Source organism: Janthinobacterium sp. 1_2014MBL_MicDiv (assembly GCF_001865675.1).
In the GTDB taxonomy this organism is placed as follows: domain Bacteria; phylum Pseudomonadota; class Gammaproteobacteria; order Burkholderiales; family Burkholderiaceae_D; genus Janthinobacterium.
In genome coordinates this window covers 2,071,373-2,090,715 of the sequence record NZ_CP011319.1, presented here as the reverse complement: position 1 = coordinate 2,090,715, position 19,343 = coordinate 2,071,373, and the positions used below count along the sequence as shown (strand labels likewise).

General features: G+C 62.3%; 18 protein-coding genes, 1 tRNA gene and 1 pseudogene. 8 read left to right on the top strand and 12 right to left on the bottom strand.

Translation table 11 applies throughout. The features are described 5' to 3' along the window. Positions 1-52: 52 nt before the first annotated feature. On the top strand, positions 53-1,444 hold the full coding sequence (locus tag YQ44_RS09310) for a pyridoxal-phosphate dependent enzyme (RefSeq protein ID WP_442905907.1): 1,392 nt from the start codon (positions 53-55) through the stop codon (positions 1,442-1,444). Further along, a complete protein-coding gene (locus tag YQ44_RS09305; RefSeq protein ID WP_071323133.1) occupies positions 1,441-2,622 on the top strand; it encodes a trans-sulfuration enzyme family protein in 1,182 nt (393 codons plus the stop codon). Before YQ44_RS09310 ends, YQ44_RS09305 begins: the two co-directional genes overlap by 4 nt. Positions 2,623-2,739: 117 nt before the next feature. On the opposite strand, the gene YQ44_RS09300 is transcribed toward YQ44_RS09305, so the two are convergent. Next, positions 2,740-4,971: a penicillin acylase family protein gene (locus YQ44_RS09300; RefSeq protein WP_071323132.1), complete on the bottom strand. Its 2,232-nt coding sequence runs from the start codon at positions 4,969-4,971 to the stop codon at positions 2,740-2,742. Between the two features lie 168 nt (positions 4,972-5,139). Then, positions 5,140-5,976, bottom strand: coding sequence for a hypothetical protein (locus YQ44_RS09295; RefSeq protein WP_071323131.1), 837 nt, complete (start codon positions 5,974-5,976; stop codon positions 5,140-5,142). Between the two features lie 119 nt (positions 5,977-6,095). On the opposite strand from YQ44_RS09295, the gene YQ44_RS09290 reads away from it, so the two are divergent. Together YQ44_RS09290 and YQ44_RS09285 are read left to right on the top strand one after the other, a co-directional pair. Continuing rightward, on the top strand, positions 6,096-6,542 hold the full coding sequence (locus tag YQ44_RS09290; protein ID WP_071323130.1) for a DUF2939 domain-containing protein: 447 nt from the start codon (positions 6,096-6,098) through the stop codon (positions 6,540-6,542). Positions 6,543-6,668: 126 nt separating this feature from the next. Continuing rightward, positions 6,669-7,172 (top strand): DUF2939 domain-containing protein, encoded by a 504-nt coding sequence (locus YQ44_RS09285; RefSeq protein WP_198043897.1) that lies wholly within the window; start codon positions 6,669-6,671, stop codon positions 7,170-7,172. 42 nt (positions 7,173-7,214) lie between these two features. On the opposite strand, the gene YQ44_RS09280 is transcribed toward YQ44_RS09285, so the two are convergent. The 3 genes from YQ44_RS09280 to YQ44_RS09270 form a co-directional block, all read right to left on the bottom strand. Then, positions 7,215-9,155, bottom strand: a complete 1,941-nt coding sequence (locus tag YQ44_RS09280) for a phage tail tip fiber protein (RefSeq protein ID WP_071323128.1) — start codon at positions 9,153-9,155, stop codon at positions 7,215-7,217. A gap of 117 nt (positions 9,156-9,272) precedes the next feature. Next, complete coding sequence (locus YQ44_RS09275) at positions 9,273-9,554, bottom strand: hypothetical protein (protein ID WP_156894753.1); 282 nt, start codon at positions 9,552-9,554, stop codon at positions 9,273-9,275. After that, positions 9,554-10,384, bottom strand: a complete 831-nt coding sequence (locus YQ44_RS09270; protein ID WP_071323126.1) for a hypothetical protein — start codon at positions 10,382-10,384, stop codon at positions 9,554-9,556. The genes YQ44_RS09275 and YQ44_RS09270 overlap by 1 nt, the downstream gene beginning before the upstream one ends. 246 nt (positions 10,385-10,630) lie before the next feature. Here YQ44_RS09270 and YQ44_RS09265 point away from each other — a divergent pair, with 246 nt between their 5' ends. The 4 genes and pseudogenes from YQ44_RS09265 to YQ44_RS09250 form a co-directional block, all read left to right on the top strand. Beyond that, positions 10,631-10,843, top strand: coding sequence for a hypothetical protein (locus YQ44_RS09265; protein WP_071323125.1), 213 nt, complete (start codon positions 10,631-10,633; stop codon positions 10,841-10,843). Beyond that, positions 10,843-11,232 (top strand): nuclear transport factor 2 family protein, encoded by a 390-nt coding sequence (locus tag YQ44_RS09260; RefSeq protein WP_071323124.1) that lies wholly within the window; start codon positions 10,843-10,845, stop codon positions 11,230-11,232. The genes YQ44_RS09265 and YQ44_RS09260 overlap by 1 nt, the downstream gene beginning before the upstream one ends. Before the next feature lie 438 nt (positions 11,233-11,670). Beyond that, positions 11,671-13,968, top strand: coding sequence for a TonB-dependent receptor (locus YQ44_RS09255; protein ID WP_071326359.1), 2,298 nt, complete (start codon positions 11,671-11,673; stop codon positions 13,966-13,968). A 272-nt stretch (positions 13,969-14,240) separates the two neighbouring features. After that, positions 14,241-14,537 (top strand): annotated as a pseudogene (locus tag YQ44_RS09250) (DDE-type integrase/transposase/recombinase); the annotation flags it as partial. 183 nt (positions 14,538-14,720) lie between these two features. On the opposite strand, the gene YQ44_RS28170 reads toward YQ44_RS09250, so the two are convergent. The 7 genes from YQ44_RS28170 to YQ44_RS09225 form a co-directional block, all read right to left on the bottom strand. Next, the gene (locus YQ44_RS28170) at positions 14,721-15,056 is read right to left on the bottom strand and encodes a hypothetical protein (protein ID WP_156894751.1); all 336 of its coding nucleotides are present in this window, start codon (positions 15,054-15,056) and stop codon (positions 14,721-14,723) included. 628 nt (positions 15,057-15,684) lie between these two features. Next, positions 15,685-15,969: a hypothetical protein gene (locus YQ44_RS29750; RefSeq protein WP_156894750.1), complete on the bottom strand. Its 285-nt coding sequence runs from the start codon at positions 15,967-15,969 to the stop codon at positions 15,685-15,687. 89 nt (positions 15,970-16,058) lie between these two features. Beyond that, positions 16,059-16,145: transfer RNA gene (locus YQ44_RS09240), tRNA-Leu, on the bottom strand. Positions 16,146-16,234: 89 nt separating this feature from the next. Further along, a complete protein-coding gene (locus tag YQ44_RS09235; protein ID WP_071323121.1) occupies positions 16,235-17,713 on the bottom strand; it encodes a nucleobase:cation symporter-2 family protein in 1,479 nt (492 codons plus the stop codon). A 489-nt stretch (positions 17,714-18,202) separates the two neighbouring features. Then, on the bottom strand, positions 18,203-18,376 hold the full coding sequence (locus tag YQ44_RS28765; RefSeq protein ID WP_156894749.1) for a hypothetical protein: 174 nt from the start codon (positions 18,374-18,376) through the stop codon (positions 18,203-18,205). A 140-nt stretch (positions 18,377-18,516) separates the two neighbouring features. Further along, a complete protein-coding gene (locus tag YQ44_RS09230; protein ID WP_156894748.1) occupies positions 18,517-18,843 on the bottom strand; it encodes a hypothetical protein in 327 nt (108 codons plus the stop codon). Beyond that, entirely contained in the window at positions 18,840-19,340 is a 501-nt protein-coding gene (locus tag YQ44_RS09225; protein WP_442905905.1) for a glycoside hydrolase family 19 protein, read from the bottom strand. Before YQ44_RS09225 ends, YQ44_RS09230 begins: the two co-directional genes overlap by 4 nt. Positions 19,341-19,343: the final 3 nt, after the last annotated feature.

Below are 19,343 nucleotides of genomic sequence, written 5' to 3'. Positions count from 1 at the left end.
AAGGCGGCTCGGGACACAATCCGGAGCGGCTGTTTCGCTGACAGGAGCCACCATGAATGATCGAATGCCATCCCCACCCCAGCCGCCAGCGTTATACAAGCTGATCGGCAATACCCCGCTGGTCGAAGTGACCAGGCTCGACACGGGCCTGTGCCAGCTGTTCCTGAAACTGGAATCGCAAAATCCCGGCGGTTCCATCAAGGACCGCATCGGCCTGTCCATCATCGAGGCGGCCGAAGCCGACGGCCGCCTGCAGCCGGGCGGCATCATCGTCGAAGCGACGGCCGGCAATACGGGCATCGGCCTGGCCCTCGTGGGACGCATCAAGGGCTACCGCGTGATTTTAGTCGTGCCCGACAAGATGTCGACGGAAAAAGTGCTGCATCTGAAGGCGCTGGGCGCCGAAGTGCATACCACGCGCTCGGACGTGGGCAAGGGCCATCCCGAGTACTACCAGGATTACGCGGCGCGCCTGGCGCGCGAACTGCCGGGCGCCTTCTTCGCCGACCAGTTCAACAATCCGGCCAATCCGCTGGCGCACGAAACGACGACGGGCCCGGAAATCTGGGAACAGAGCGGGCATGACGTGGACGCCATCGTCGTCGGCGTCGGCTCGTCCGGCACCCTGACGGGCCTGACGCGCTACTTCCGCAAGGCGCAGCCGAAGCTGGAATTCGTGCTGGCCGACCCGCAAGGCTCCATCCTCACCGAATACATCGACACGGGCAAGGTCAGCGACACGAGCGGCTCGTGGGCCGTGGAAGGCATCGGCGAAGACTTCATTCCGTCGATCGCCGACATGGGCAGCGTGACGAAGGCCTATACGATCACGGACCAGGAAAGCTTCGACAGCGCGCGCGCCCTCCTGCGCGCCGAAGGCATTTTAGGCGGCTCGTCCACCGGCACCCTGCTGGCCGCTGCCCTCAAGTACTGCCGCGAACAGACGAGCCCGAAGCGCGTCGTCACCTTTGTCTGCGACACGGGCACGCGCTACCTGTCGAAAGTCTACAACGACGGCTGGATGCGCGACCAGGGCCTGCTGCAGCGGGCGCGCTCGGGCGACTTGCGCGACCTGATCGGACGCCGCTACGACGAAGGCGACGTCGTCAGCGTGGCGCCAGGCGACACCCTGCTGACGGCTTTCAACCGCATGCGCTCGAGCGACCTGGCGCAGCTCCCCGTCATCGAGGCAGGCCAGCTGGTGGGCATCATCGACGAATCGGACCTGCTGCTGCACGTCTCCGGCGACGCCGCGCATTTCGCGGGCCTCGTGGGCGCCACCATGACGACGCAGATCGAAACCCTGGCGCCGTCTAGCGGTCTGCCCGCCCTGCGCGCCACCCTGGACCGGGGCCTGACGGCCGTCGTCGCCGACGATGCCGCGTTCTATGGCCTGATCACCCGCTTCGACCTTCTCAACCACTTACGCAGGACACTATCTTGAGCCAGCAAACACCCCGCAAGAGCCATCTCGCCACGCGCGTCATCCACGCAGGCCAGTCGCCCGACCCGTCGACGGGCGCCATCATGCCGCCCATTTACGCCACCTCCACCTTCGTGCAGGACAGCCCCGGCGTGCACAAGGGCCTCGATTACGGCCGCTCGCACAATCCCACGCGCTGGGCGCTCGAGCGCTGCGTCGCCGACCTCGAAGGCGGCAGCGCCGCCTTCGCATTCGCCTCGGGCCTGGCCGCCATCTCGTCCGTGCTGGAATTGCTGGACGCGGGCAGCCATATCGTCGCCGGCGACGACATGTACGGCGGCACCTATCGATTGTTCGAGCGCGTGCGCCGCCGCTCGGCCGGCCATGACTTTAGCTACGTGGACTTGACGAAGCCGGAAAACCTGCTGGCCGCGCTGCGTCCCGAAACGAAGATGGTGTGGGTCGAAACGCCGACCAACCCGATGCTGAAACTGGCCGACCTGCGCGCGATCGCCGACATCTGCCGCGAACGGGGCATCATCGCCGTGGCCGACAATACGTTTGCCAGCCCGCTCGTGCAGCGCCCGCTGGAACACGGCTTCGACATCGTCGTGCACTCGACTACCAAGTATTTGAACGGCCACTCGGACATCATCGGCGGCATCGCCATCGTCGGCGGGGAAGAACGCCAGGCGGAATGGCGCGAGCAGCTGGGCTTCTTGCAAAATTCCGTGGGCGCGATCGCGGGGCCGTTCGACAGCTTCCTCGCCCTGCGCGGCGTGAAAACCCTGGCCATCCGCATGCAGCGCCATTGCCAGAGCGCCCTGGCGCTGGCGCAGTGGCTGGAACAGCAGAAGGAAGTGCGCACCGTGTTTTATCCGGGGCTGGAGTCGCACCCGCAGCACGCGCTGGCGCGGCGCCAGATGGATGGTTTCGGCGGCATCATCTCGATCGACCTCGATACGGACCTGGCGGGCGCGCGCCGCTTCCTCGAGCGCTGCGAAGTGTTTGCCCTGGCCGAAAGCCTGGGCGGCGTGGAAAGCCTGATCGAGCACCCCGCCCTGATGACGCATGCCAGCATTCCGCCCGAGCAGCGGGCCCGGCTGGGCATCGGCGACGGCTTGATCCGCCTCTCGGTGGGCATCGAGGACATCGAGGACCTGCGCCACGACCTGCGCACGGCGCTCGACGCGATTTAAGTGAGCAGTGTCGGATTACGCGGCGTGCCGCCGCTAATCCGACCTACATGCCAGGCGATACCGTAGGTCGGATTAGCGAAGCGTAATCCGACACATTGTTGCCATGAACAGCACCGTTCACTCCCCCGGCCGGTACCTGCGCTCCAGGTGCCGGGCCACGTCCTCGGGATAAAACAGCACGTCCTTGAATTCGCCGCGCGCGTACATGGCCGCCTGGTCGCTGAAGTGCGACGATGCCGGGTCGCCGCTCTGGCCGCCGGCGAGTATGCTTTTCGCCCTGATGCGCGGACCGAATTCCACGGCCGCCACGAAGCTGTTGCCGCGTTCGCCGTAAATCCTGCGCGTCGTGCTCTTGCTGCTCTGGCCATACGCGGCCAGCGCGCCCCAGTTGCCCGAGGCGTAGGGCACGGGCAAGCTGGGCTTCGCATCGTCGAACGGCTGCACCACGTCGCCCGTCAGGCGCTGGAAGCGGTTGATCTCGCCCCACGGCGCTTGCCAATTGCCGAACTCGCGCTGCAGTTTGTCGGCCGCCGTCGCCAGCGCGGCCAGGCGCTGCGCCGCCGTGACCTTGTCCGTCGCCATGAAGTCGACCACGGGCACGCCCTGCTCCCTCGCCTGTTTCCCCGTCAGCTCCGCCAGTTCCTGGCCCCAGAACACGGCCAATGAGGTGGGCGTGGAGTCCAGCGCATAGCGCCAGTCCCAGGCCCGCAGCAGCGCGATCTTTGGCGCCAGCGCCAGCTTTTGCGGGGCATGCTCCGGCAGCGCATCCCAGGCGGCGAACAGCGGCGGCAGCAGCGCTTCGAACGCCGTCAGCTCGCTGTCGTAGGAAGCGGCGATCAGGCTGTCGAGCGTGAATCCCGTGCGGTTCCGGAAGACCTTCACCGCATGCAGGCCGCGCGCATTTTCGCCGTACACGGACATGTAGGCGGGGTAGTCCTGCTGGCGCGGGCTGCTGGCCCCGGCCGCCGAATACGGCCAGTTATTCGTGTTCTGTATCCAGCCATTCTTCGGGTTGAACAGGGTGATGGTTTGCGCCACCGTGTGCAAGCCCTGCCACTCGGTGGCCGGGTCGCTGCCGTCGACGGGCTGCTTCCAGTTGAAGCGCGGGTCGCGCACGGGAATGAAATTGCCGTGGAAATAAGCGATATTGCCGTCCGCATCCGCATACACGGTGTTGTTCGACGAATTCGTGCGCAATTCCATCGTCTTGTAGAACGCCGCGTAGTCGCGCGCCTTGGTGCGCGTGTACGACTGCGTGAGCGCCTTCAACGGTTCGTTCATCAGGCGCACGGCCACCCATTTACCGTCCTGCGCGCGCACGATGGGGCCGTGGTGGCTGTAGTAGACCGTCATGGTCTTGCTGCCCATGCCGCCGCCGGCCAGTTTATAGGGCAAGGTGATGGGCACGGCCTTCAAGGGACGCAGCGCGCCGTCGTAGCGGTAGTGCCACGCGCCATCCTTGTCGACGATGCTTTCCAGGTATTCGTCGATGACGTCGCCGCCGCCGGACGTGTGCATCCAGCCCACGCGTTCATTGAAGCCCTGGTAGACGAAGAACTGGCCCCAGGTGACGGCGCCATACGCGTTCAAGCCTTCGCCGCTGGTCATTTGCACTTCGGGGCGGAAGTAGAACGAGGTGTGCGGGTTGATCATCAGGAGCGCATGGCCATTGCGCGTGATGGCGGGCGCGATGGCAAAGCCGTTCGAGCCGCTCGGCTCGGGGTCCATGCCGGATTCCGCCCCGGTTTCCAGGCTGGCCAGCGCCAGGGCGGCGGGCCTGGCCTGCTGGCCATAGAATGCTTCGAGCTGCGCCAGGCTGACGGATTCGATATCGCCGCCGATGCTGCCTTCGCTAAAACTCAAGGCCATCCACGGCTCGAAATGCGTGATCAACTTTGGTTTCACGTGCGGATGCGTGGCCAGGTAAAAATTCAGGCCATCGGCGAACGCCTGCATCAGCTTTTGCAGCCACGGCGGGCTGGCGCGGTACTGCGCCTGCAGCTCCTGCGGATCGATGAAAAGCTTCATGCGCAGGTCGCGGTACAGTTCCTGCTCGCCCTCGACTTCCGCCAGGCGTCCCATGGCGTTGATGTAATTGAGTTCCACGCGCGGGAAATCGTCCTCGGCCTGCGCATACATCAGGCCGAAGACGGCGTCCGCATCGCTCTTGCCCGTCACATGGGGAATGCCCCACGTGTCGCGCGCGATGCTGACGTTGGCAGCCTGCGCCTGCCAGCGGACCATCTCGGCGGCAGGAACGGCAGCGGAGGCAGCGGGTGCGGCCAGCGCGGGGGCGCTGGCGACGATGCCGCAGGCGATGGCGGCGAAAAAATCACTGCGATGTAGCATGTACGGCTCCAGAAATACAGTCACGGCACCTGACAAAACCGTCGCGGGCCGCAGTGCGGCCCGATGCCCCCTTGTGGCCAGGAAGCGCCACCGTACTGGATACGGCGGCGCCGGGCCGGTGAGCATGGCACGCCGCACGGCGCGACGCGCGCGGTGTGAGCGGGTGCCCTACGATGCGTCGATCAGGGCGGCTATGCGCTGGTTCAGCTCCACGTTGTCCGCCTGCAGTTGCGCCACCCGCTGTTTCAGGCTGGCGATCTCGGCGCGCAGGCGCTCCGTTTCGGACGGCGCCTGCGCCGCGTTCTCGGCCCACGGTTCGTTGCCCGTTTCCGGCGTGTCCTGCGGCACGTGGACTTTCGGTTCGCGCGGCGTGCGCGTGGCGGCGCGCTGTTCGCGGATTTCCTTGGCCGCCTGGCGCAACAGCTTCTTGCCGCCGGCGACGGCCGCCACCTGCTCTTCCGGCGGCAAGGACGCCACGGTGGCCGCCGCATTGATGGAAATCGTGCCCGAACGGACAGCTTCCACCAGCTCCGGCGAGGCCGCCTTCTGGATCTTCTCGATCTGGCTGATCTGGTTGCTGCTCAGGCGCGCCGCCTTGGCCACCTCTTCGCGCGTGCTCATGGCCGGCTTGGGCGCGTTTTCGCCATCGGGCGCGTCGGCCGCGCTGACGGGCGCCGGGCTGCGCGCGGCGACGATCTCCTTCTTGCGCAAGGCCAGCACGCCGCGCTGGAAGTCCGACACGCTGCGGCGCGCCAGGTGATTGTCGATCATCCACAGCATGACGTCGTCGAGCGAGGTAAAACTGGTGTTCTGGATGGTCTTGAATTCGATGCCGTGCTGGCGGCAGATGGCGTAGCGGTTATGCCCGTCGATCAGCACGTCGTTCCACAGCACCAGCGCGTCGCGGCAGCCTTCTGCCAGCAGGCTGCGCTCGAGCGCCGCGTATTCGCTGGCGGTGAGCGGGTCGATATACGACTGCAGCACCTGATTGATAGTGATATTCATGGTTGTCCTCAATAATACAGCTGGCGGCGCGATGGTCCGCGCCGGCACGAATGCTACACCATCCGCCGGCCCTGGCCGGGTAAAATCACGGCGGCACAGCTCATCCGAAGACACAGACCATGAAAAGAAAGTACGCCACCGCGATCATTTTTGCCGTTGCCGCCATCGGCTTCACCTGGGTCAGCCCCTACATCGCCATGTACCGCATCAGCATCGCCGCCAAATCCGTGCGCCTGGACACCCTGGCGCAGCACGCCGACCTGCCCGCCGTGCGCGCCAGCGTGGCACGCCAGCTGCGTGCGGCCGGCGAAACGGCCAGCGAGGAAGACTTGAAAGAGATGCTCGACACCATCGTCTCGCCGCCCGGCATCACGGTCCTGATCCTGCACGGCAAGCACGGCGCCGATGGCAAGCGCCACGACTTCGGCATGGCTTACCGCTCGTGGAACGAAGTGGTGCTGCGGCGCTCCGGCGCCGGCCCCGCCGCCAGCCAGTTCCTGCTGCGGCGCCATGGCATCTGGGACTGGCGGCTGGCGGATATCACCCTGCCGCCAGAGCTCATGTAAAGAAATATTGATCTAGAACAACAATTACCTAAACCGCTATATTGATTTTGAGAAATATTATGTAGAATGCCAACACTTCAGGCGCACCGGGTCGCCAGGCATCCGAGAGATTGCACGATGAAAAGAATGTTGCTTCTCGCCCTAGTGGCACTGGTCGCGCTGGCCGGCGTCTTCTATGGCAGCCCGTACTTCACCATGAACCAGATCCGTGAAGCCACCATGGACGAGGATACGCAGGCGCTGGCCGCGCATATCGACCTGGACCAGTTGCGCGGCAGCCTGGGCAGCCAACTGCACACCCTGTTTTCCGCGCCGGAAGTGGCCGACGACATCGACCCGGACGTCATCGACCCGCTGCTCGACACCATGCTGATGCCCGAAGGCATAGTCGCCTTGATGAAGCTTAACGACCGCTACGAACATCCCATCGCCAAGGTCAGCGACATCAGCGGCCGCAAGCGCAAGAACAAGCCCGAATACAAGCTGCACTACACGTCCTGGGACAGCGTCGTCGTGCAGCGCTCCCACAGCAAGAGCCACATCGGCGAACTGACCCTGGCGCGCGACGGCCTGTGGCGCTGGAAGCTGGTGTCGGTCGCCCTGCCGAAGAATCTGCTGGCCGACGCGTGAGGCATGCGGCGGCATGCCAAGCCTGCCAGCCGCCGCTTTCCCTCATACTTTAACCAGCTTCCAATCCAGAGTTGCGGGGTATATCCTGCCGCTGCCCTGGACTGGCGTCCAGGTATATCGTATATAAATACGGTTATCGATCGGATACAAGCCTGTGGCAGTTGCCAGGCCATCGCCCACGACCACCGTCGACTCGCCAAACCCGTTGCAGCCGCCCCCCGAACTGCTGCCGCCGAAGGAAATGGTGGCATTGGCCAGAAAGGTATCACCAGCGGTGGTATGCCACCCGACGGCAAAATCGTGACCTGTATCGATATACACGGTAAATGGCACAAGATTGCCCGATATATTTCCGACCCAGCCGACATCGATCGCCAGCGTGCCATTTTTGACGACCTTGGGCGCGGACACGATGTCGCGCGAGAAGTAGCCCGAACCGTTGGCCCGCAAGCCGATCTGGTCGCCGATGGAGATGAACATCTGGTCGCCGCTGGCATCCAGGTTCACATAGGCCGTATTCGTCGCATTCTGCAGGCGGCCGGAAGTGATCGTGCCCAGGCTGCCCGAGGCGGCCTTCAGCGCACCGGAAAACGTGGCATTGCCGGCAGCGACCTGGAACTGTGGCGAGGAAATATCGCCATCGCTATCCAGGCGGAAATAACCGCCCGTATTTTTATTCCCCAGGCGTAGGCCTTCCGGCCCCAGATAGAAGCCGCTTCCCGCAGCAGGCCAGGCAGAGGAAGTAAAGGTGCCGCCAGCGATGCTGCCGCGCAAACGCACATTGTTCGCATACAGGTCGCCGCCCCGCTGCAAATACCAGCCCGCCTGCCCGGCCACGTAATTGCTGCTCCAGATATCGCCGCCGATCTTGGCATTCGTGACCGAAGCATTCTGAATATAGGCGTCCGCAATATAGACCCCGATCGGGACGGTCACGCCATTGACGACGGTTTCCGTCGCGCGCACGATGAAGGGCATGCTGGCGGGGATGCCGGGGCCGCTGGGATTGGCGATCATGAAGGTATCGGCGCGCACGGCAAAAAGGCTGGTCGGCGTGGCGTTATTGGCCGTCGTCGCCAGGCCGTAGCCGCTGATATAGCCGTTGACATCCTGCTTGATCGTGTACTGCGCCGACAGCTGGCCCGTCTGCGTGGCGCGCGTCGTCGCCTCGATCTGGATGGCGGCTGTACGCGCCTGGGACTCGGCAGCAAGGCGCTGGGTCACGCTGCCGGCCAGCGTGGCCGGTCCGTCGACCAGCGCAATGCGGTCGCCCAGATGATTGCTCAGCTGGCTTTCCGTCAATTGCGCGGTCAGTACGCCCAGCAGATGCTCGACCTCGATGTCGGAGGCGCCGACAGTACCGGAGGAGGCATTGTAGGGACCGGGCACGTTCGCCCACGAGACATAGCGTATCCAGTAGTAGCGCGTGGCGCCGGGGCCCACCGGATCGACATGGCTGCGGCCGTCGGCACGGGCCAGCAGCGTCGCCTGGGCAAAATTATTCACGGGTGCACGCCACACCTCGGTATAGGCAAGCTGATGATAATTTGCGGGCGGCGGCGCCCAGCCCAATTCGATGGTGGCAGCCTTACCCGTGGTAAACAAACCGGATGGCGCCGGCGGCGGTGTCAGGTCCAGAGGACGCGACATGGCAATGGTTTGCCGTCCAACATGGCTGCGGCCGTCAATCACGGCCGTGGCACTGACCGTCACCGTGCTGGCCACCATGTCGGCATAGCGCAGGGTGGCCGAATTGCCGCTCACGCGCAGCGGCGTTTCCGGTGCGGTAGAAAAAAGCACGCTTCCCGAAGCGCCCAGGATGGTCGCTGTCAACACGATTTCGGCCGGTGCGGCGCTGCCGCCTTGCGTCACCTCAAACAGGCTGGAACTGGCCGACAGCAGCACGCCCGCATCGTGCGAGGGTGCATAGCGGGGCGACGTGGCTTGCAACAAGAGGTCGCGGTCATTGATCGGTGCGGCCATTATTGCTCTCCCGCCAGTGAAAACTGCATTTGCGTCGTAATCATATTTTCTTTCAATGTATTCATAATCGGTGCCTGCCACGCCACATGCACGAAGCGCGGCCGGCCTCCATGGCAGTTAAACGGCCTGGACCACAATGCAGGCGTGACCGTCAGCTTCGATGGCGATCGCGCGGCCTACGGCGGCCTGGTGCTGCGCCAGCGACATACCGGCAGCATCCGCCGCGGTGCCGCCCATGCCCGTGCCGTCCTGCAGCGGCACGATGTAGTCGCCCGGCCGGACTCCTGCCACATTGACCGGCACGCTGCCGGCGCATGCGGTCCGGCGACGGCAGCGCGGCCAGCCAGGCGGGTCAGCTGCCAGCTCAGGGCCGTCTCTCCTTGGTAAAAAATCAGTCATCAGATTTCCTCGATGTCGATGGTGGTGGCATAGGTTTGAAAGGACGGCGTGGCGATGGCGGCCAGGTTGGCCAGCCGCCCGTAGACCTGGTGCGCCTGTTCCAGTTCAGGGTCCTCGTCGTCGGGAAACAGGCTGGCAAAAAGAGGCCGCGACAGGCCGCTGCCGCGCACGATGCGCCACAGACCGGCGCGATCCATCGCCGTCATGTTCGACAGCGGCAGGGTCAGCTTGCGGTACTGCGCGCCCAGTTCCACGTTTTGCTGGCCGGCGGCCGTGCGGTACTGCGTGCTGGTGTCGACAAGGGCCAATCCGGCGCCGTACGCGGCGTTGTTCTGCGGGCTCCAATAGCTGCCGACCACCAGGCGCGCCGCCTCCAGGAAGCCGGCCGGATTCTCCGGGTCGCTCAAGTCGATCAGCAGGACCCGGAAACTGGTGATGGGAAACCAGACGCGCGCATAGGTGCCGCCGCCATATGAGAAGGCATTCACGCCCAGCGGCAAGGCGCCCCAGTCCCACAAGCCCAGCGGTGCGTAGTCGCACGCCGCCACCGCGCCCGTATCGAACAGCGGGACGCTGTCGCCGGGCTGCGCATAGCCGCGCACCCGTATCCTGGCCAGGGGCGTCAAGTTGCAAAACGGCAACGCAACACAGCCGCCGAGTTCCGGCGTCGGCCAGATGGCCCTGATGCTCAGCGCGGTGCCGAGCGAGCGCAGCACCTGGGCGCGGTCTTCCGTCAGCAGGTTTGCCGGGCCCAGCGCGCCGCTCTGGCTGGATGCCGCCAGCGTGGCCCGGTCGGCGGCATTGTCGTGGATGATGCGCAGATGGCTCATGCAGCCTCCATGCGCGTAGTTGGACGGATATCAGGCGTAGGCACGATAGTTTTCCTTTGTAGTGTCAATGTGTAAAAAAAGCGGGCGCAGGTAACCCTGACCGGCAAGCGGGAAAGCGGGAACGTCGGCATCAAGCGGCGGCCGTCCGCGCGCACATGCGGGACGGCGCCAGGAAACGGTAGAATTGCGGGAAAATCCGGCACGGCCAGCAGGCCGCCATGTAGATCAACAAAAAAGGGAGACACCATGAACGATGTCGTACAACACGCACTGGCCCACGCGGGCAAACCGGCCACCACGCCGTGGGTGGTCACCCTCGTCAACGGCGAAAAACTCACGGGCCCCATCTCGCCGCTGAGCGATGGCTGCTACGCGATCGGCCTGGGGCAGATCAAATACTTTTCCAGCGACAAGGTTGCCTGCCTGAATGTCTCGGGCGCGGGCGCCTTCCCCATCTGATGACGCCACCGGCAGGACGTGGCGGCGCGGACCTGGCCGCGCAGTTGCTGGCACTGGAGACGGCACTGCAAAGCCAGGCCGTGCGCGCCGATAGCGCCAGGCTGGCCGCGCTGCTGGCCGACGAGTTCGTCGAGTTCGGCAGTTCGGGCAATCGCTGGACGCGCGCGGCGACCCTCGCCGACCTGCCCGAGGAGCAATTCTGCCAGCGCAGCATCAGCCAGTTCCAGGTCCGCTGGCTGGCCGATGACGCGGCCTTCGTCACCTACCATTGCCTGCGGCACGCCAGCGCCGCCCTGCCGGCCGGCGCCAGCTGGCGCAGTTCGCTCTGGAAGTGGCGCGATGGCCGCTGGCAAATGGCTTTTCATCAGGGCACGCCGATTCCCGGCTGAGCGCCCCATCCCTCTCCATGAGTACGCGCTGCCGGCATGCCAGCGCGCACTGGCAGCGCAATCGGGAGTCTGGCCTGTCGCACGGCAACAACAAGCCCGTAGCGAAAAAAAATCGCCGCATCCGTGTTGTATTGCCAGCGTGACGACGTGATCGGCACGGCCAGATCGCCCTGGTCTTGCGCCGCCACAGGGAACAGTGGCGCCAGGCACAGCACAATGCAGGGCCGGACACGCCTGCCGGCTCTCCACTATGCACCCGCCTGATATTGACGACAAATACGATTTTATTCGCCTATTCAGTCGAATTTCATATGAATTGTTGCGCCTGGAAAATGGCATGAATACCAAAACTTTCCGTGCTAGCATGACTTTTCGTCCAGCCAAGCAACGCCTGCCTGGACCTTTCGAACAACCTCGACCGATAGGAGCCGTTTCATGATGACACCGCATGCCAGCACAGTCCGCCACACCCTGATCGCCCTGGCCATCACTGCCGCCTTCCCCTTGCAGACGATGGCGCAGGGACAGACGCAGGACAGCATTCCGGCGGCGACCGCCGGCACGCCCGCCGCTGCCGTCGCGCAGGCGGGACCGGGGCAGCTGGAAACGGTGATCGTCACGGCGCAGCGGCGCGCGGAAAACATCAAGGACGTGCCCATGTCGATCGCCACCCTGAAGGGCGACAAGCTCGACACGCTGACGGCCGGCGGCGCCGACATCCGCTTCCTCAACAGCCGCTCGCCCAGCGTTTCCGTCGAGTCCGACTACGGCCGCACCTTCCCCCGCTTCTACATCCGCGGCCTGGGCAATACCGACTTCGACTTGAACGCCTCGCAGCCGGTGGGCCTGGTGATGGACGACGTGGTGCAGGAAAACGCCATGCTGAAGGGTTTCCCCGTGTTTGACGTGGACCAGGTCGAAGTGCTGCGCGGCCCGCAAGGCACCTTGTTCGGCCGCAACTCGCCGGCCGGCGTGATCAAGTTCGATTCCGCCAAGCCCGTCTTCAAGACGGAAGGCTACCTGAGCGGCGGCTTCGGCAAGGATGGCATGAAAAACCTGGAAGGCGCGTTCAACGTGCCCGTCAGCGACACCGTGGCCTTGCGCTTTTCCGGCCAGACACAGCGCCGCGACGACCGCGTGCACAACCCGCGCCCCACCGGCACGCGCGACTTCGAAGGCTATGAAGACAGCGCCGCCCGCCTGCAGGTGCTGGTCAAGCCCACGCGCGACTTCAGCGCCCTGTTCAACGTGCACGCGCGCAACCTCGATGGCACGGCGACGCTGTTCCGCGCCAACATCCTGAAACAGGGTACCAACGACCTGGTCGACAATTTCGACTACGGCTCCTATCCCACGGACGGCATTAACCGCCAGCACCTGAAAACCAAGGGCGGCAGCATGCGCCTGAAATGGGACCTCGACGGCGTGACCCTGCACTCGATCACCGGTTATGAAAAACTCGATTTCTACAGCCGCGCCGACGTCGACGGCGGCTACGGCGCCGTGTACGCGCCCCCGATGGGCCCGGGTTTCATCCCCTTCGTCGTGGAAACGGCCGACGTGATTCCGGACCACAAGCAGATTTCGCAGGAATTCCGCGCCGAGTCCAGCGCCAAGGGACCGCTGCAATGGATCGCCGGCCTGTTCTATTTCAAGGAAGACATCCAGATCGACAGCATCAGCTTCAACAGCCTGGCACCGGGCAATCCGCAAAACAGCGCCTACGCCACGCAAAACCAGAGCTCGAAGTCTTACGCGGCCTTCGGCTCGCTCAACTATACGGTGTCCGACGCGCTGAAACTGCGCGCCGGCCTGCGCTACACGACGGACAAGAAGGATTTCTCGGCCAAGCGAGTGGAAGCGACCACGGCCGGTCCGTTCAACCTGAACGACACCTCGCACAACGTCAGCTGGGACTTGAGCGGCACTTATGTGCTGACGCCGGAAACGAACGCCTACGCGCGCATCGCCACCGGCTACCGCGCGCCGTCGATGCAGGGCCGGCTGAACGGCCTGGCCGACCGCCCTTCGTTTGCCGGCGCCGAAAAAGCGCTGTCCGTCGAGGCCGGCATCAAGCAAGACCTGTTCGACAAGCGCGCCCGCCTCAGCCTGGCCGTGTTCCAGTACCGCGTGAAGGACAAGCAATTGACGGCCGGCAGCGGCGCCGTCAACATGAACCAGCTGATCAACGCGGACAAGGCCACGGGCCAGGGCGTGGAACTGGACTTCCAGGCCAACCTCAGCGACTCGCTCAGCATGACCCTGGGCGGCAGCTACAACCACACGGAAATCCAGGACAAGAAGCTGTTCGTGCAAAGCTGCGGCAATGCGCAAAACAACCCGGCCAGCGGCTGTACCGTCACCGACCCGCTGGGTCCGTTCAAAGGCACGGCCTACATCGACGGCAATCCGCTGCCGCGCGCGCCGGAGTGGCAAGCCAACTTCACCCTGAAATACAGCATCCCCGTCGCCAACGGCGAATTCTTCGCCTACACGGACTGGTCCTACCGCACCAGCTACAACTTCTTCCTGTATGAAGCGAAGGAATACAAGGCCAAGGAATTGCTGGAAGGCGGCTTGCGGGTCGGCTACAAATGGGACAAATACGAAATCGCTGCCTACGGCCGCAACATCACCAACCAGATCCAGTCGCTGGGCGCGATCGATTTCGACAACCTGACCGGCATCGTCAACGAGCCGCGCACATATGGGGTGCAGTTCAAGGCGTCGTTTTGAGGGTTGGGTTGACTTGACTCGCGTCAAGAGAAATTAGGCAGACAGAATGCCGTTCGGTGCGAGCCGGACGGCATTCGGCTATTCGGCCATTCGGGCGTCGCACGCAAGCTCAAATGCAACAAAAAACCCGCACTCTCGTGGGAGAAGTGCGGGTTTATGCGTATCTTGCCATGTCTGCAAACCGTGGCGCCCGGAGCCGGAATCAAATATCACGACATATCAACAACTTGCAACGTCGATTGGCAATTTAATGCCATTTAATCCCACTAACAGACAAGAGCGGAACCAACAAGTAAGCCATCAACGCGGTCAATGCCAGCCGGAGCGTGCCGATTCTCGTGCGCCTGGTCAAATCTCCCAACGACATCGTGGAACAGGACCACCGTGCTATCAAGCGAGCCACCAAACCGATGTTCAACTTCAAATCATTCCACTGCGCCGGCTCCGTGATTGCAGGCATCGAGCTCATGCACATGATCCGCCAGGGCCAGTTCGCAATGGGTCGCACAGTTGTGATGCCATTCGCCGACCAATTCTATTCGCTGGCAGGACAGATCCGTCCAGTTTGAAGGCGGCAGCGCCATTCCGGGGAAATTTCGTTCCCGGATCTACAACGCGACAGCACCTTCGAAATTAGCGTCGCCTTCGCGTATTACCATATCACGCCTTCTATGGTGACATTTCACTTACTAAATATGCCGGTCATGCTGCGGGACGGGCAATTTTGGTGATCGTCAAACAGGAAAATACGTTCAGATATCCCCGATATACGCTGGAACTGGAGCGCTGTCGTAGGTATTCATCGTAGCGCATGTACCATCGCCGTTAAAATAGAAATTTGCATTTCCATCCTTTTTCTTTATGGACTGCAGCATTGCAGCCCACATCGCACAAGTAGTTGGGGAGACTTCGCCGAAAGTCGAATTTAAGTTGCAAACTACGGTATAGTCATTGCGGCCTGAATGCAGAACATTTACATTTCCATTAGAATAAATTAGCACCTTGATTACTTTAACGTCACACTGGTAGGCTGCAAAGGAAGAAATGGGCAACATTGCAGCAAGTAAAAAAACAAAAAGACGCTTCATTATTAATCCTATTTTTAATTTATCAAATTTCGTGGCGAATCAGATGGCATCGCGCCATGACCGAAAACATCTCTTATATCGATCACCTTTATCGTTACACAACATTTCCCAGTGTGGAATCCGCATTTTCTCTTCAGAATAAAACATTTCCAAGATTTTAAAATGCGCCTTCCATAGTTTTACCAATCAACAATCAACAATCAACAATCAACAATCAACAATCAACAATCAACAATCAACAAATTTTGATGTGCATTTAATTATTTTTAATTTCCTGAAATAATTAGGAGATAAAACATGCAGAACTAGAGCAGCACGGCATCATGTTTATTGATCGAATCAATCTTCAATGTTCAATGTTCAATGTTCAATGTTCAATATGAGTTCTCGAAGTGGCGCCATAAAAGAGTGAAAATATCTTAATGTGGCATTATATTTCCGACCACACCACACATGTCAAGGCAAATGTTGCATAAATATTTCTATTGACTGCATTCATTCCTTCGACTGATTTCTTCGTTGCTGCTGCGGGCCGCAAGTCAATTTCGATTTATCTGGTGGATCGAAGTAAACAGTTTTATCCCGTCGCTGATCTGAGGGAGATTTTTTAAGCAGATATTGCCATGCCTCAAATCAGCCGATCCTGCGCAGCGAGTGCATAAAATTGGTTGGCGACCAAGATATCATCGGCGCTATCGATTGCAAACGGCTTCTTGTGGATCATGTGCATGAGTTCAAGGCCTGCGAGCACATTGCCAGTGCAACGGGGCGACGTAAAGGTGAACATCGGCCTGGTCACTCGCTTGATGGCGCGGAGGTCCTGTTCCAGGATATTGACTGGAGCTGCCATTTTGGTAAATTCATTGGTAAATTTGGGCAAATGGTAGCAGCATTTGGCGGTATTACGTGCCATTTTGCATTTCTGACAGACGAAAAAAAACCTGCTTTCCCCGATGAAAAGAGAGGAAAGCAGATTTTTTGACGTTATGCGTTTTTTGTTCGTGGTGCCCGGAGCCGGAATCGAACCGGCACGCCCTTACAGGCGGGAGATTTTAAGTCTCCAGTGTCTACCAGTTTCACCATCCGGGCAGCGCGGCAAGATTCTAGCACAAGTGATACCGATTACACCATCTTGCCCGGCAATTGGCATATCGTCGTCACTCGCTGCCGTGGCTGCTCTACCTGGCCTTGTCCTGCGCTTCCTCCTTTGACACCAACCCGTTGAAGAACAGGTTCAGCAGCACGGCAACGATGGCCGACAGCAAGATGCCGCTATGCAACAGCGGCGACAGGGCTTTCGGCATGTGCTGCGCGTATTGCTCGGCCACCAGGGGCAGCATGCCGAAGCCGATCGACAGGGCCACGATGAGCAGGTTGTTGCGATTGCTCTTGTAATCGACGCCGGCCAGGATACGGATGCCTGTGGCGGCAACCATGCCGAACATGACCAGCCCTGCCCCGCCCAGCACGAACGCGGGCACGGCTTCGGCCGCCTGCGCGATCTTCGGGATCACGCCCATCACCAGCAAAATGATGCCGGCCGCGACGCAGACCCAGCGGCTGCGCACGCCCGTCACGCCCACCAGGCCCACGTTTTGCGAAAACGAGGTGTAAGGGAAGGTGTTGAAGATGCCGCCGATCAACGTGCCCAGGCCATCGACCCGCAGACCGCGGCTGATGTCGGCTTGCGTGATGCGCCTGTCCGTCATGTCGCCCAGCGCCAGAAACATGCCCAGCGATTCGATCATGACGACGATCATCACCAGGCTCATGGTGACGATGGCGACCAGGTCAAACGTGGGCATGCCGAACTGGAACGGCGTGACAATGGCAAACAGCTGGGCGCTGGCTACCTTGGCGAAATCGGCCTTGCCCAGCGCGAATGACAGGGCCATGCCCGCGATGATGCCGATCAATACGGCGATATTCGACAGGAAACCGCGTCCATACTTGGCCACCAACAAGATGACGGCCAGCACAAAGAAGGCGATACCCATGTTGTCCAGCGCGCCATAGCCGGGATTGGCGATCATGGGCGCGGGCCCGGCTGGCGCAGGCAAGCCGGCCGCCGTGGCAGCAGCGGCCATCTTGACGAAAGCGGGGTCGGCAATTTGCGCCATGGTCGGCGGGCCGCCCATGGCCCAGTTGACGCCCACGCGCATCAGCGACACGCCGATCACGGCGATGATGCTGCCCGTCACGACGGGCGGAAACAACGCCAGCAATCGGCTGATGAAGGGGGCGATCAGCATGGAGACGACGCCGGCGCCGATCACGGCGCCAAAGATGCCGGTGATGCCCAGGGCGGGATCGCCGGCCATGACCAGCATGGGGCTGACGGCGGCAAAGGTCACGCCCATCATCACGGGCAGGCGGATACCGAAGTATTTGCCGAGTCCCAGCGACTGGATCAGGGTCACCAGGCCGCAACAGAACAGATCGGCGCTGATCAGCGCCGCCACCTGCTCCGGCGACAGTTTAAGAGCACGTCCCACGATCAAGGGCACGGCAATGGCGCCCGCATACATGACCAGCACATGCTGCAGCCCCAGGGTAAATAGCTTGCCGGCAGGCAGTATTTCATCGACAGGCGATATGGCTGGCACGGTGGCGCCGGCACTGCGGCGGTGGATGGACTTCAAGCGGGGCGAGGCCATTTACGCTCCCATTCCTGTCATGCAACAACCGCGATGGTCGGGGATAGATGCGGAAAGGAATGCTGGACGACAGGAATACGACAGCGGCGGATGAGACATGCGAAGCTCCTTGAGATGGGACAGGCAAGGAAAGCCATGCACGCTTCGTGCCAGGCCAATTGTATACAGCCATTGTGCGAAAACCCGTCACCATCGCAACGTCAGGCACCGGACGCACTGTTTTCTGGCATGCCAGCGCGCCCTTCGCACCAGCCGGTGGCAGGAGGTGGGCCAAGAACCGCTATGCGCTATGAAAACCTGCCGCATGTGGAATTGACGATCTGCGATGCTCACTGACGCGGCGTCCCCCGACCTTCGTACAGTCGTGCTTCTTGATCCAGCGGAGGGGCCAAGCCTTGCTTCTGCTCGCTACGATTTTGTCAGGCGTCATGCGCCAGAAGACAACTGAAAGCAAAAATCCAGAAAATGGAAGTCCAGCGGCTCAGTTGCTCAGTTGCTGGCGCAAGCATCCAGCAGCGCCTCCAGTTGCCGTGCATAGGCGGCATGCAAGTGTTCACGCGCCAGCAGCGCTTGCACTTGCACAAAGATGCCGCGGGCCGGCACCGGCGGCAAGGCCGGCGCCACTGGGCGCGACGTGATGCACGGCTGAGCTACCGGCCACATTTCCGGCGCCGCTGGCCCTGCCGCGCAGCCGCTGAGCAAGACAACAAACAACAGGCAGGCAAACAGAAGGCCATCGCGCGGCGAGCCTGATACGCCGGATACGTCTGGTGCCCTCCTGGACGATGGCCTCATCGACGGCTTCATGGCAACTCGCTGGCGATCAATGCCTCGGCCGCGCGGCAGGCGTCGCCATCGGGCTGCAGCGCGAGGATGCGGGCCGCAGCCGCCTGCGCGTCCGCCTGCCCGGCCTGCGCACCGGCCAGCGCCTGCTGGACCCGCGCAGAGCGGCGCGCGCCCTCCTCGCGCATCACCTTCAAGGCATCATTCTGGCGCCGCGACGCCGCTTGCATCGCCTCTACTTGCACGGTGCAGGCGGCACGGCCCGCCTCGCGGCCCCAGCGCTGGGCGGAAAACACGGCCGCCCCAAGCAACAGCAGCATGGCCAGCACGACCAATGGCGGCTTCATGCGAGCACCTTGCGCGCCGCCTGGTACAGGGCCAGGCGCTCGGCCAGGCCATTGACGCCGCCATTGATGCGGCGCGTCACCTTTTCCTGGTCGCCCGCATCGGCCAGTCCGTTCAAGCCACGCGATTGCCAGAACCAGCCCGCCGAGCGGCAGGCATAGGCCGTCTGCTCGAGCAAATCCGGCCTGGCCAGCAAGTCGAGCCCCAGCGCCACGCCGCACGCCGCATAATTGGCGCGTCCCGTCACCTGCAGCAAGCCGCGGCCCTTGAAACGCACACCGTCGCCGGCGACGACATTACCGAGATTGGCACGTCCCTCGTACGCCGCTCCGCTGGCCAGTTCGCGCACATAGCGCAACTGGCCAGACTCGTGGCCCACCTGCGCCAGGAACGCCGCCTGGCGCAGCGGCGTATTAATGCCGAATTCCGCCATCGCCGCATTCAAGTACGCCAGGAACAGGTTAGCGCGATGGCCGGCCAGCGGCATGATCTGTATCAATTG